Origin of the sequence: Pseudomonas violetae, from assembly GCF_023072615.1 — a bacterium.
Taxonomy (GTDB): Bacteria; Pseudomonadota; Gammaproteobacteria; order Pseudomonadales; family Pseudomonadaceae; genus Aquipseudomonas; species Aquipseudomonas violetae.
This window is the reverse complement of sequence record NZ_JAKNRW010000004.1, coordinates 1-12,813: the sequence shown is the minus strand read 5'-3', so window position 1 is coordinate 12,813 and position 12,813 is coordinate 1. Positions and strand designations below refer to the sequence as shown.

12 protein-coding genes are annotated in these 12,813 nt (G+C 57.7%); 2 read left to right on the top strand and 10 right to left on the bottom strand.

The genetic code is table 11. The features are described 5' to 3' along the window. Positions 1-10: 10 nt before the first annotated feature. The 10 genes from L9059_RS06655 to L9059_RS06610 form a co-directional block, all read right to left on the bottom strand. Complete coding sequence (locus L9059_RS06655) at positions 11-1,972, bottom strand: DUF7844 domain-containing protein (RefSeq protein WP_247289490.1); 1,962 nt, start codon at positions 1,970-1,972, stop codon at positions 11-13. After that, positions 1,969-2,289, bottom strand: coding sequence for a DUF2388 domain-containing protein (locus L9059_RS06650; protein ID WP_247289488.1), 321 nt, complete (start codon positions 2,287-2,289; stop codon positions 1,969-1,971). The genes L9059_RS06655 and L9059_RS06650 overlap by 4 nt, the downstream gene beginning before the upstream one ends. A gap of 27 nt (positions 2,290-2,316) precedes the next feature. After that, positions 2,317-2,634: a DUF2388 domain-containing protein gene (locus L9059_RS06645; protein ID WP_247289486.1), complete on the bottom strand. Its 318-nt coding sequence runs from the start codon at positions 2,632-2,634 to the stop codon at positions 2,317-2,319. A 108-nt stretch (positions 2,635-2,742) separates the two neighbouring features. Beyond that, on the bottom strand, positions 2,743-3,060 hold the full coding sequence (locus tag L9059_RS06640) for a DUF2388 domain-containing protein (protein ID WP_045059072.1): 318 nt from the start codon (positions 3,058-3,060) through the stop codon (positions 2,743-2,745). Positions 3,061-3,352: 292 nt separating this feature from the next. Continuing rightward, positions 3,353-3,568, bottom strand: a complete 216-nt coding sequence (locus L9059_RS06635; RefSeq protein WP_007902752.1) for a DUF1127 domain-containing protein — start codon at positions 3,566-3,568, stop codon at positions 3,353-3,355. Between the two features lie 319 nt (positions 3,569-3,887). Further along, positions 3,888-5,381: a succinyl-CoA:acetate CoA-transferase ScpC gene (gene scpC / locus L9059_RS06630; RefSeq protein ID WP_247289483.1), complete on the bottom strand. Its 1,494-nt coding sequence runs from the start codon at positions 5,379-5,381 to the stop codon at positions 3,888-3,890. Between the two features lie 189 nt (positions 5,382-5,570). Continuing rightward, positions 5,571-7,004 (bottom strand): NAD(P)(+) transhydrogenase (Re/Si-specific) subunit beta, encoded by a 1,434-nt coding sequence (locus L9059_RS06625; RefSeq protein WP_247289481.1) that lies wholly within the window; start codon positions 7,002-7,004, stop codon positions 5,571-5,573. Beyond that, entirely contained in the window at positions 7,004-7,327 is a 324-nt protein-coding gene (locus L9059_RS06620; protein ID WP_007947884.1) for an NAD(P) transhydrogenase subunit alpha part 2, read from the bottom strand. The genes L9059_RS06625 and L9059_RS06620 overlap by 1 nt, the downstream gene beginning before the upstream one ends. A 15-nt stretch (positions 7,328-7,342) precedes the next feature. Then, entirely contained in the window at positions 7,343-8,464 is a 1,122-nt protein-coding gene (locus L9059_RS06615; protein ID WP_247289479.1) for a Re/Si-specific NAD(P)(+) transhydrogenase subunit alpha, read from the bottom strand. A gap of 436 nt (positions 8,465-8,900) precedes the next feature. After that, positions 8,901-9,800, bottom strand: a complete 900-nt coding sequence (locus L9059_RS06610; protein WP_247289477.1) for a LysR family transcriptional regulator — start codon at positions 9,798-9,800, stop codon at positions 8,901-8,903. Positions 9,801-9,957: 157 nt separating this feature from the next. On the opposite strand from L9059_RS06610, the gene L9059_RS06605 reads away from it, so the two are divergent. Then, complete coding sequence (locus L9059_RS06605; protein ID WP_247289475.1) at positions 9,958-11,139, top strand: acyl-CoA dehydrogenase; 1,182 nt, start codon at positions 9,958-9,960, stop codon at positions 11,137-11,139. A 13-nt stretch (positions 11,140-11,152) separates the two neighbouring features. Continuing rightward, positions 11,153-12,373: a CaiB/BaiF CoA transferase family protein gene (locus L9059_RS06600; RefSeq protein ID WP_247289474.1), complete on the top strand. Its 1,221-nt coding sequence runs from the start codon at positions 11,153-11,155 to the stop codon at positions 12,371-12,373. Positions 12,374-12,813: the final 440 nt, after the last annotated feature.

Sequence of the window (12,813 nt, the reverse complement as noted above, 5' to 3'; positions counted from 1 at the left end):
CTCCTGTGCATCAGGGCAGCTCCAGTCCGCCAGCTGCCTTGTGCAATTGGCGCAAATGCTCGCCAACCTGCTTCAGGTTGGCCTCGTTCTCCGCCATCTCGGCGGCCCGAGCCGGGTCCAGCAGGGCTCTGACTTCCTTGTCCAGATCGCCGGTTAGCACCTGAAGCTGTTTCTGGCGAAGGCTGCTTTCCGATTCCAGTCGTTGCCACTCGCTTGGCTGGGGCAATCCGTAGCCGCCTGTACCGAGCAGTTCGGCCGGCCGGCTGAGGAAGCCGCTGTTGGCAAGAATCTGTTGCAGTGTAGCGTTGGCCTTTTCCATGCCGCCGTTCTTCAATTCCCGTGCGCCCAGATAACGTTGCTTGACCTCATCCTGCGCCAGCACCAATTGTTGCCGGAACGCAGCCTGCTCCAGTAGAAGCAGCGCGGCACTGGTGCGAAGGTCCGCCTGCTCGATCCATTGGCGCCGCTCTTGAGCCTTGAGCGCCAGCCAGTCCTCAACGTTCTCCTGCTTGATCGGCAAGTGCTTTTTCAGCACCTCGAACATCGCCTGGTAGCGGTCGCGGAATGAGTCGAAGCGATACCCCAGGCGCAAGGCTTCGCGCGGATCATCAAGGACGCTGGTATCCGCCAGTCCGCGACCCTTCAGCACTTCCAGCAATCCGTTGGGCATGATGCTGTCAAGGCCAACCAGTTGCTTGTTGTTAGTGCCACTGCGTAACAGTTTCAGCCCTTCGACTGCACAGTTGTTGGACAGGAAGAAATAGTTGCCGTCATAACTCCAATGCATCTCGGCCGCGTGCTCGACCACCTCTTCGATCTCGTTGCGTGACAGGGTGAGCGGAATCGAGGCCAGGCTGCGCAGCTCGGTCTTGGTGTATTCGTCGATCACCTGGGCCAGCGGCAGCACGAACAGGCGCGACGGGTATTTCCCGACCAGCCCGTCCCAGCTCGACAGTTGCACGTCACCGACGAAGGCGCGGTACGACAGCACCAGGTGTTGATCAAGATCCAGGCGGCAATCCGGCCCCCGCGGTCGACCCGGCGCACAGATCACCAGGCGCAACATGCTGTGGCCCCAGCGACTGACCCAGTTCTGATTGGCTTCGGCCAGTAGATAGTCGACTGCGTAAACCCGCTCCGGGTCTACCTGACCCAGGGGTTGCTTGGCGAAATCGTTGCCTGCATTGAGGAAGGCAAAGGATTTGGCGCAGGTGTCCCTGGCGGTAGGGGCCCAACCGAAGTGTTTCTGGTAATAACGATAGAGTGCGGGGCGACGGCAGGCGTAGCTCGGGTCGAGGAGGAAATACTCCATGTTGACCGCCACGAATTCCTTCGGGCTGCTGGTCTCGTAGATGTCCGGGCTGCGCGCGATCTGGCGATTGTGCTGCTCGCGCTCCCCACGACGACCGACATATTGTTGCCAGCCAGCTAGGTCGAGCAGGCGTGGATCGTCGCTGATGGTAAAGCGTCGGTCGTTCTGGCCGCGACACTCGTCCGGCATGCCGACCAGTCCGGTACTGCTGTTACGCCGGGTGCAGCGCTGGATCAGCGTGCGTTCGGCTCCCGTCCACAGACGTGAGCGGTCATAGATGTGGGTGAGTTCGTGCAACACCGTCGCGAGTATCTCCCGGCGCACAGTGCCGTGGGGGCGATAGGTCTTTTTGCTCGCGGCGCTGCCGTCCGTGAGGCTGTCGAGCAGATTGCGGTTCAGGTCGAGTTCGGAAACCAGTGACGCCTGGCCGTAGGCGTTGGCGGGCATGTCGTCGGTCCAGCCGACGTCGATGCGGCGGTCAAGTTGCTGGATGAAGCGTGGCGGTAGCGCCTGCATGGCTTCATCAAGGAGCGCCTGGCTGGCCTGTTGTTGCGCGGGGCTCAGGCCTGAGGTCTTGAGCCGTAATTGCAGGTCAGCCTGGGCCGTGTTGCCGAGCAGCAACACGACCCCGGCCAGCAGCCAGGCGCCTACCGACCTCACAGTGCGAGGATGGCTTCGGCGAGAACCTGGTCACTGGCGCCACGCGCTTCGGGCACACGGGTGCGCAAGGTATCGAAAGCCGCTTCAAGGTGTGCACCGCGGATGTTGCCATCGCTGGCAACAAAACTGGCGGCATCGTCATGGGCTTCACGGACAATTTTCGAATCACGGATCGACGTGGTGGTGTCCGAGGTGAAATCAAGCGTGCGCTGGCTGGCACGAATGACGATGTTACTGGTGGCTACCAGGGTTTGCGCCTGGGCCATATCGGCTAACAACAACAGGCCAAGGGTGGCGGCAATCAGCGGGTTACGCATGGAACGACTCCGGAAGTACGAGGATAACTATTGGACGAGAATTGCCTGCGCCAGTTCAAGGTCGCTTGCATGAAGTTTTGGCCGGGTATGGCGCAAATAAACCAGTGCGGACTCCAGTCGCGCTCCTCGCAATGCCCCATCGGTGGCGATAAAGGTGGCAGCGTCATCCTGTGCAGCGAGCAGTAGCTTACGGTCGAAGGGTGCCGAGGTCACCATGCTTGTGGCATAGCCGCTGGCGACGATGCCTTGGGTGGACAGGTTGAAGGCGTCGTAAGCCTGGGCAGATCCCGACCAGCCGATAGCCATTAATACCGGAGTGATCAACAGATTTGAAAGAAAACGCATGAGGCTCGATAGCTGATAAACGAGTCAGAAGGCTAGCGTAATGCCTGTTTTAGAGCCAGCGTTGAAATAATGGGATACGTCTTGCGTACCCCATGTCAGTCAGTCGAGTCAGATGGTCAGGATGGCTTGTGCCAGCTGTGCATCGGTTGCGTTCAGCTGAGGCGCCTGGTGGCGAATGTGGTCCAGCGCGCTTTCCAGCTTCACGCCACGGATCGAACCTTCACTGGCTACGAAGCTGGCAGCGTCATCGCGAGCGGCACGGACAATCTTATCGTCGCGAAAGGAGGAGGTGACGTCGGAAGTCGCATCGGAAGTAGCTTTCAGTGCGCCGACAACGGCATCGGTGGTCACGATGAAGCTAGTGGCGTGGGAATTGGCAGCCACGGCGAGCAGGGCTGCGGCGCTGAGCAGACGAAGACGGGACATGGTGTAACTCCTATAAAAACCGATTGAGAGGTGGCTTATTGAATCGGACGTCTGTTTTGCAGCATTCGCCACGTTCCGTTTGGATATTAGGCCGGGGAAGGCGGATTCGAACAGCCAATATTGGTCACGCGCAGAGTGTACCGGTCTAATTAATTTTATAAAAAACTGTACTGGTTCGTTCTTTTGTCGACCCTGAAACGACAAAACCCGTCGCGGTTTCCGGCGACGGGTCTTGTTTGTGCAATTCGAGTTGCTGGCGGTGGACCCTGAAGGTCAGAGCCAGCGACGCTACTTAGCGCCAGAACGGCTTGCTCAGCTCTTCGTAGCGTTGTGCTTCGCTAATCCCGGCGTCAGCCAGCAGACGCGAATCCAGGCGAGCCAGTTGATGGCGGCTGGAGATGCGGCGCTGCCACAACATCAGGTTGGCGATAACGCGAAGAGGCATCGAAGCCTGGGTTTTTGCAGCGGTATCTTCGAAGAACAGTTCGGAACTGAGTGTACGTTCCATGGTTGACATCCTTCCGCTTGTGGCGGGATTAGGTAGTGGTTTAACTGATGCCAATGATCCTCTCGTTTGGCCAGTCCCTGTAGATACAGTTCAACTGTATTGTGAGGTACCAGTTAACTGTTAATAGGTGGTGTACTGGTCTAAATTGAAGCAACTGTACTTGTCGGCACTAAAGTGGTGCGATTGTGTTGGTCTTGGCAGTCGGGAGGGGGATTTTCTGTAGGAATTGACCAGTACAGTAGTACAGTTTTAAACAGATTAGGTGTTCGCGATAGCTTGCTGGCGAAACTGTGTTTGCGCCAGCGGCCATCTGTACTATTTACACAGCAAGCATGCGCCCGGTTTCTTCCAGGTTCATATGCCAGCTCAGGGCTTCACGGAGGATATGTGGGGTATGCCCGCCGATGGCGCAGGCCGCTATGAAGTAGTCATCCAGCGCCTTGCGGTAGTCGGGGTGCACGCAGTTGTCGATGATGACCCGTGCCCGTTCTCTGGGGGCAAGGCCGCGCAGGTCTGCGAGGCCAACTTCGGTCACGAGGATGTCGACGTCGTGCTCGGTATGGTCAACGTGGCTGACCATGGGCACTACGCTGGAGATCGCGCCGCCCTTGGCAATTGACTTGGTCACAAAGATTGCCAGGTGGGCATTGCGGGCAAAGTCGCCGGAACCGCCGATGCCGTTCATCATCCGCGTGCCGCAGACATGCGTGGAGTTGACGTTGCCGTACAGATCAAACTCGAGGGCCGTGTTGATGCCAATGATCCCCAGTCGGCGTACCACTTCCGGGTGGTTGGATATTTCCTGAGGGCGCAGGACCAGTTTGTCCTTGTAGCGCTCCAGGTTGCCGAACACATCACTGTTGCGACGGGCTGACAATGTGATTGAGCTGCCCGAAGCAAAGCTCAGCTTGCCGGCGTCGATCAGGTCGAAGGTTGAATCCTGCAGGACTTCCGAATACATCGTCAGGTCTTCGAACGGCGAATCGATCAAGCCGCACATCACCGAGTTGGCAATTGTGCCAATGCCAGCCTGCAGGGGGCCAAGCTTGTTGGTCATGCGCCCGGCAGCGACTTCCTGCTTGAAGAAGTCGATCAAGTGATCGGCGATGGCCTGGGTGTCCACGTCCGGTGGCAAGACGGTGGATGGCGAGTCGGATTGATTGGTGATGACGATCGCGACGATCTTTTCCGGCGGGATCGGGATGGCAGTGCTGCCGATGCGGTCATCGACCTTTACCAGCGGGATGGGCGTGCGGGTCGGCCTATAGGTCGGGATATAGATGTCGTGCAGACCTTCCAGGTTTGGATTGTGTGCAAGGTTGATCTCGACGATAACCTGTTTGGCGAAAATCGCGAAGCTGGCCGAGTTACCTACCGAGGTGGTCGGAACGATATGGCCTTGTTCGGTAATCGCTACGGCTTCGATGACGGCAATATCCGGCAGCTTGAGCTGTTGGTTGCGCAGTTGCTCGACGGTTTCCGAAAGATGCTGGTCGATGAACATCACCTCGCCGGCGTTGATCGCCTTGCGCAGGGTGCTGTCCACCTGGAACGGCATGCGCCGCGACAGTACACCGGCCTCGGTGAGCTGCTTATCGAGGTCGTTGCCCAGGCTGGCGCCGGTCATCAAGGTGATTTTCAACGGAGAGATTTTGGCGCGTTCGGCGAGTGCGTGGGGCACGGCCTTGGCTTCGCCGGCGCGGGTGAAGCCGCTCATGCCGACGGTCATGCCGTCCTCAATCAAAGCGGCAGCTTCAGCTGCGCTCATCACCTTATCCAACAACGAAGGCAAACGAATACGATCACGGTACATGGATTGTTATCTCGGGCAACGGAAGCAAGGTGTGCAGTTTAGTGATTTCCAAAAAAATCCTCCCGCTACCATGGTCGAATGCAGACCGCTGAATTAGGGCCTTTGGTCGGGCTGACGGGCGTCTTCACAGACAATAAAAAACCCCAGCCTACTAAAGGCTGAGGTTTGGGGTATTGCGCTGAAGCAGGTTTACTCGACCGCTTTAACCATGTCTTCGATAACTTTCTTGGCGTCGCCGAACACCATCATGGTTTTGTCGAGGTAGAACAATTCGTTGTCGAGGCCGGCATAACCACTGGCCATCGAGCGTTTGTTGACGATGATGGTCTTGGCCTTGAACGCCTCGAGGATCGGCATGCCGGCAATTGGCGATTTTGGGTCGTTCTTCGCCGCCGGGTTGACCACATCGTTCGCCCCGAGCACCAGCACCACGTCGGCCTGGCCGAACTCGGAGTTGATGTCTTCCATCTCGAACACCTGGTCGTAAGGCACTTCGGCCTCGGCCAGCAATACGTTCATGTGCCCAGGCATCCGGCCCGCCACTGGGTGAATGGCGTATTTCACCGTCACGCCGCGATGGGTGAGCTTCTCGGTCAGTTCTTTCAGCGCATGCTGCGCGCGAGCTACCGCCAGGCCGTAGCCAGGCACGATGATCACGGTATCGGCGTTGGTCAGCAGGAAGGTTGCGTCGTCAGCCGAACCGGATTTGACCGGACGAGCTTCCTTGGCGCCTGCTGGGCCTGCGTCTACCGTGTTGCCAAAACCACCGAGCAATACGTTGAAGAACGAACGGTTCATCGCCTTGCACATGATGTACGAGAGGATTGCACCGGACGAACCCACCAGCGAGCCAGCGATGATCAGCATCGAGTTGTTCAGCGAGAAACCGATACCTGCAGCAGCCCAGCCCGAATAGCTGTTGAGCATCGATACCACCACCGGCATGTCCGCGCCGCCAATCGGGATGATGATCAACACGCCCAGGACGAAAGCCAGTGCCAGCATCAGCGCGAAGGCGCCGAGGTTGCCGGTTAGCATGAAGGTGATGCCCAGGGCCAGCGTTGCCAGCCCCAGCACCAGGTTCAGCTTGTGCTGGCCAGCAAACTGTACAGGTGCACCCTGGAACAGGCGGAACTTGTACTTGCCGGAAAGCTTGCCGAATGCGATGACCGAACCGGAGAAGGTGATTGCACCGATAGCTGCGCCCAGGAACAGTTCAAGACGGTTGCCCGCAGGAATCGAGTCCCCCAGTTGCTTGACGATGCCCAGGGACTGCGGCTCGACCACCGCTGCGATGGCGATGAATACCGCTGCCAGGCCGATCATGCTGTGCATGAAGGCGACCAGTTCCGGCATCTTGGTCATTTCAACGCGCTTGGCCATGATTGAGCCGGCGGTGCCGCCGACCAACAGGCCGACAATCACGTAGCCGATGCCGGCGGTGGCGAGCTCAGCCCCCAGCTTATAGATCAGGCCAACTGTGGTGAGAATAGCCAGGCCCATGCCGAGCATGCCGAATAGGTTGCCGCGTCGGGAGGTTGTCGGATGGGACAAGCCTTTGAGGGCCTGGATGAAGCAGATGGACGCGATCAAGTAGAGCGTCGTTACAAGGTTCATGCTCATTACTTGGGCGCCTCTTCTTTTACGACTTTCGGGGCTTTTTTCTTGAACATCTCAAGCATCCTGCGGGTGACCAGAAAGCCACCGAACACATTGACTGCCGCCAGGGCCACGGCCAGGGTGCCCATGGTCTTGCCCAGTGGGGTCACGGTGAGCGCCGCAGCCAGCATGGCACCAACGATCACGATCGCCGAGATGGCGTTAGTCACTGCCATCAGGGGTGTGTGCAGTGCAGGAGTAACGTTCCAGACCACGTGGTAACCGACATAAATCGCCAGCACGAAGATGATCAGGTTGTAGATACCGGGGGAGATAAGCTCTTCCATCGTCTGAATCCCTGCTTAGGCGTTTTTGCGGATGACTTGGCCGTCGCGGCACATCAGGCACGCGGCGACGATGTCGTCTTCGAGGTTGATCTCGAACTGGCCTTCCTTGTTGAAGACCAGCTTCAGGAAGTCCAGCAGATTGCGTGCGTAAAGTGCTGAAGCATCCGCCGCGACCGCGCCGGCCAGATTGGTCGGGCCGCAAATGGTCACGCCATTCTCGACGACCACCTGGTCCGCCACGGTGAGCGGGCAGTTGCCGCCTTGGGCGGCTGCAAGGTCGATGACCACCGAGCCTGGCTTCATCTGCGCCACGGTTTCCGCGCTCAGCAGCGTCGGTGCCTTGCGGCCCGGAATCAGTGCGGTGGTGATGACAATGTCTGCTTGCTTGGCGCGTTCGTGAACGGCCAGGGCCTGACGCTGCATCCAGCTTGCAGGCATAGGCCGGGCGTAACCGCCGACACCGACGGCGCATTCGCGCTCTTCATCGGTTTCGTATGGCACTTCAACGAACTTGGCACCGAGGGATTCGATCTGCTCTTTAACCGCAGGACGCACATCAGACGCTTCGATCACTGCACCCAAACGTTTCGCTGTGGCAATCGCCTGCAAGCCTGCCACGCCAGCGCCGAGAATCAGCACCCGCGCCGCTTTTACGGTGCCGGCTGCAGTCATCAGCATTGGCATGAAGCGCGGATAGTGGTGAGCGGCCAGCAACACGGCTTTATAGCCGGCGATGTTTGCCTGGGAGGACAGCACGTCCAGGCTCTGGGCCCGAGAGGTGCGTGGCGCCGCTTCCAGCGCAAACGCGGTAATGCCGCACTCGGCCAGCTTGGCAATGGTTTCATTGCTGAACGGGTTGAGCATGCCCACCACAACGGTTCCGCTTTTCATCAAAGCGAGTTCGCTGTCGCTGGGAGCGACCACCTTGAGAATCAGTTCGGCACCAAACGCATCATTGGCACTGCCAATAATCGCGCCTGCCGCTTCATAGGCACTGTCGACAACACTGGCATTGATGCCGGCGCCGCTTTGCACAGTGACCTTATGACCCTGGCCGATCAGCTTCTTGATGGTTTCCGGGGTTGCAGCAACCCGTGTTTCACCCGTCTGGGTTTCGAGAGGAACACCAATGTGCACGTCAAATCTCCTGCGTGATCTTATTGAGTAAACCCAGGCACTTCGGATGGTGCGAGCTGGGGCGGCCGATCAGCACGATCCCGCCAAATCAGGGCGGGGCGCGGCATTTTGCAGGCGAACTTTACACCCTTCAAGGGATTATGATGCGTGACGGAAAATTAACTACAAGTCACCCCGTGACCGAATGTCGCAAGCATTCGGGCTCAAGCCTTGATAACCGGGGCGTGCAGAGTATTTTATGGAAAAACTGGATTTTGCGCATGAGTCAGGTGAATGAGCGGTTATTGCGTGGAAATATCGCCTCAAGGCCACGACTTCAGGTGCTTGTGGCACGATTGTGCATCCTTTAAGTACAGTCTGCGTAAATGCGACAATTACTTATATCTGTAGGGCTTTTAATTATCTGACTACGAGGTCAGCTAATCGCTGTAAGCCTCTAGGACTGGAGGCTATAGCCCTGCGCTTGATTGACCAGCCAATCGCGAAAAGCCCTTAAAGAGGCCGATTCAACCTTTCGCTCTGGAATCATCAGGTAATAAGCCTTGATGCTCGACAGCGCATTCGGGTTCGCAATCACCAGGCGTTTCTCCGTCAATTCACGCTGAATCAGGAACGGCGGAATCAGCGCAACCCCCATCTCGTGCATCGCCGCTTGGGCGAGCATGGAGAATAGCTCGTAGCGCGGTCCTGTCATGTCCCTTGGGATATTAAGGCTCTGCGAATTGAACCAATGGCGCCAGGCATAAGGGCGGGTGGTCTGTTGCAGTAGCGGTAGCTCCGCGATCTCTGTGGGCGTCAGCGAGTCCTTATTTCCAAGCAGGTGCGGGCTGCACACGGGCATTGGGTTTTCACCCATAAGCCTGTGGGACTCAGTACCTGACCAATCGGCGTCGCCAAAGTAGATTGCCGCATCGAAATCCGTGTCGGCGAACAGGAAGGGCCGGGTCCGGTTAGTCAGGTTGACGGTCACTTCCGGATGTTTGTGTTGGAAGTCCTTCAGGCGAGGCAGCAGCCACTGCGTGCCGAATGTCGGAACCACGGCGAGCTCGATGACGTTGGCGCCTTGCTGGCCCATCACCGACAAGGTATCGCGCTCAACCGCGTCCAGTTGGGTGGCCACTCGCCGGCTATAGGAAAGACCGGCCTCGGTAAGTTTCACTCCGCGTCGAGAGCGTCGGAACAGTTCGACACTGAGGAACTCTTCAAGACTGGCAATCTGTCGGCAAATGGCGCCCTGAGTCAGGGAAAGTTCCTGGGCGGCCTTGGTAAAGCTCTCATGGCGCGCTGCCGCTTCAAAGCTGATCAGGGCGGTTGTACTGGGGATCTTCCTGCGCATGTACCTCAACCTCACTAATCCAGATCATGGATCGACATTGGCGATGTTACGGAGTGAGAAATTAGCACAACAGTATGCAAAATCCTCGTTTGCCGTGAAGCCTGAGCAGGCCTAGGATCAGTCCACGTTATTTGACTCTTTTCGAGAGGACTTGCTCATGGCCGGTAAAGCTAGCTTCAACTGGATCGATCCGCTGCTGCTGGATCAACAGCTCACTGAAGAAGAACGCATGATTCGTGACACTGCCGAGCAATTTGCTCAGCAGAAGCTGGCGCCGCGTGTTCTGGAAGCTTTCCGCCATGAGAAGACTGACCCGGCGATTTTCCGCGAGATGGGTGAAGTGGGTCTGTTGGGCGCGACCATCCCTGAGCAATATGGCGGCAGCGGCCTGAACTACGTCAGCTACGGCCTGATCGCTCGTGAAGTCGAGCGCGTCGACTCCGGTTATCGTTCGATGATGAGTGTGCAGTCCTCGCTGGTCATGGTACCGATCAACGAATTCGGCACCGAGGCACAGAAACAGAAGTATCTGCCGAAATTGGCATCGGGTGAGTGGATCGGTTGCTTCGGCCTGACCGAGCCTAATCATGGTTCCGACCCGGGTGCCATGATCACTCGGGCTCGCAAGGTCGAAGGTGGCTACAGCCTGACCGGTAGCAAGATGTGGATCACCAACAGCCCGATCGCTGATGTTTTCGTGGTTTGGGGCAAGGACGATGCCGGCGATATCCGCGGTTTCGTGCTCGAGAAGGGCTGGAAAGGCCTGAGCGCTCCGGCGATCCACGGCAAGGTTGGCCTGCGGGCATCGATCACCGGTGAAATCGTCATGGACAACGTATTCGTTCCAGAAGAGAACATCTTCCCGGACGTGCGCGGCTTGAAAGGCCCATTCACCTGCCTCAACTCCGCCCGCTATGGCATTTCCTGGGGCGCACTGGGTGCGGCTGAGTTCTGCTGGCACACCGCTCGTCAATACACCCTGGACCGTCAGCAGTTCGGGCGTCCTTTGGCGGCGACTCAGTTGATCCAGAAAAAACTGGCCGACATGCAGACCGAAATTACTCTGGCATTGCAAGGCTGCCTGCGTCTGGGTCGCATGAAGGACGAAGGCACTGCAGCCGTCGAGATCACCTCGATGATGAAGCGCAACTCCTGCGGCAAGTCCCTGGATATCGCGCGCATGGCTCGTGACATGCTGGGCGGAAACGGTATCTCCGACGAATTCGGCGTTGCACGGCACCTGGTCAACCTGGAAGTGGTGAACACCTACGAAGGCACGCATGACGTCCATGCGCTGATTCTCGGTCGCGCGCAGACTGGCATTCAGGCGTTCTATTAATAGGAGAACGGCCATGGGCGCGCTTTCGCATTTGCGGGTACTGGATTTGTCACGAGTGTTGGCCGGACCTTGGTCCGGGCAGATCCTCGCCGACCTTGGCGCTGAAGTGATCAAGGTTGAGCGTCCGGGCAATGGTGATGATACGCGCGCCTGGGGGCCTCCTTTCCTTAAAGACGCCTATGGCGAGAACACTAGCGAGGCGGCTTATTACTTGTCCGCCAATCGCAACAAGCAATCGGTGACGATCGACTTCACTCGCCCTGAAGGGCAGCAGCTGGTGCGCGACCTGGCGGCCAAGTCGGACATCCTAATCGAGAACTTCAAAGTCGGGGGGCTGGCTGCTTATGGCCTGGACTATGAGTCACTCAAGGCGATCAATCCCAACCTGATCTATTGCTCGATCACCGGTTTTGGCCAGACCGGCCCATATGCCAAGCGCGCTGGTTACGATTTCATGATCCAGGGTCTTGGCGGATTGATGAGCCTGACCGGGCGACCCGAGGGCGACGAGGGTGCGGGACCGGTGAAGGTTGGCGTCGCGTTGACCGACATATTGACCGGGCTCTACTCGACCGTCGCCATTTTGGCGGCGCTGGCGCATAGGGATCATAGTGGTGGCGGCCAGCACATTGATATGGCATTGCTGGATGTGCAGGTGGCCTGCCTGGCTAACCAGGCGATGAACTACCTGACTACCGGTAACGCACCCAAGCGCTTGGGCAATGCCCATCCGAACATCGTGCCTTATCAGGATTTTCCTACAGCGGATGGAGATTTCATCCTGACCGTGGGTAACGATGGGCAGTTCCGCAAGTTCGCCGAGGTGGCGGGTCAGTCTCAGTGGGCAGATGATCCGCGCTTCGCTACTAATAAACTGCGTGTTGCAAATCGTGCCGTGCTGATTCCTCTCATTCGGCAGGCGACGGTATTCAAGACCACGTCCGAGTGGGTGTTGCAGTTGGAGCAGGCCGGCGTGCCGTGCGGGCCGATCAATGACTTGGCGCAGATGTTTGCCGATCCCCAGGTGAAGGCGCGTGGGCTGGCCATAGAGTTGCCCCATGTGCTCGCTGGCATGGTGCCGCAAGTGGCGAGCCCGATTCGTCTGTCCAAGACGCCGGTAGAATACCGTACTGCGCCGCCTTTGCTGGGTGAGCACACGCTGGAGGTGCTGCAGCGGTTGTTGGGGCTGGATGCCGGTGCCGTGGCCGCCCTCAAGGAGGCTGGGGTGCTCTGAGCCATTCCTTCTATATAGACGCATGCTTTATATAGAAGAAAAGGTGCATTTAAGGCCTTTACGTAAGTAATTGATCGAAAAGCAGAAACAGTGCTTGACGGCAGATTTCAGATGTCTATAATTCGCCCCACTTCCGGCGCAGTCGAAACGGAAAACTCCTTGGTAAACAATGAGTTATGAAGTTTTCGACAGCGAGTTGCTTCAGGTCATCGAAGCGCAAAAGAAGTTGAAAAAGAGGTGTTGACAGCAGCGTGTAACGCTGTAGAATTCGCCTCCCGCTAACGAGAGATCGAAAGCGCAAGTGGTTGAAGTTACTAAGGAAACTTGGAAAACTTCTGAAAATAATCACTTGACAGCAAATGAGGCTGCTGTAGAATGCGCGCCTCGGTTGAGACGAAAGATCTTAACCAACCGCTCTTTAACAACTGAATCAAGCAATT

Coding starts and splice junctions, on each gene's coding strand:
- L9059_RS06635 (WP_007902752.1), bottom strand. CDS start 3,568: ATGGAACGTACACTCAGTTCCGAACTGTTCTTCGAAGATACCGCTGCA.
- L9059_RS06625 (WP_247289481.1), bottom strand. CDS start 7,004: ATGAGCATGAACCTTGTAACGACGCTCTACTTGATCGCGTCCATCTGC.
- L9059_RS06645 (WP_247289486.1), bottom strand. CDS start 2,634: ATGCGTTTTCTTTCAAATCTGTTGATCACTCCGGTATTAATGGCTATC.
- L9059_RS06600 (WP_247289474.1), top strand. CDS start 11,153: ATGGGCGCGCTTTCGCATTTGCGGGTACTGGATTTGTCACGAGTGTTG.
- L9059_RS06640 (WP_045059072.1), bottom strand. CDS start 3,060: ATGTCCCGTCTTCGTCTGCTCAGCGCCGCAGCCCTGCTCGCCGTGGCT.
- scpC (WP_247289483.1), bottom strand. CDS start 5,381: ATGTACCGTGATCGTATTCGTTTGCCTTCGTTGTTGGATAAGGTGATG.
- L9059_RS06605 (WP_247289475.1), top strand. CDS start 9,958: ATGGCCGGTAAAGCTAGCTTCAACTGGATCGATCCGCTGCTGCTGGAT.
- L9059_RS06650 (WP_247289488.1), bottom strand. CDS start 2,289: ATGCGTAACCCGCTGATTGCCGCCACCCTTGGCCTGTTGTTGTTAGCC.
- L9059_RS06610 (WP_247289477.1), bottom strand. CDS start 9,800: ATGCGCAGGAAGATCCCCAGTACAACCGCCCTGATCAGCTTTGAAGCG.
- L9059_RS06620 (WP_007947884.1), bottom strand. CDS start 7,327: ATGGAAGAGCTTATCTCCCCCGGTATCTACAACCTGATCATCTTCGTG.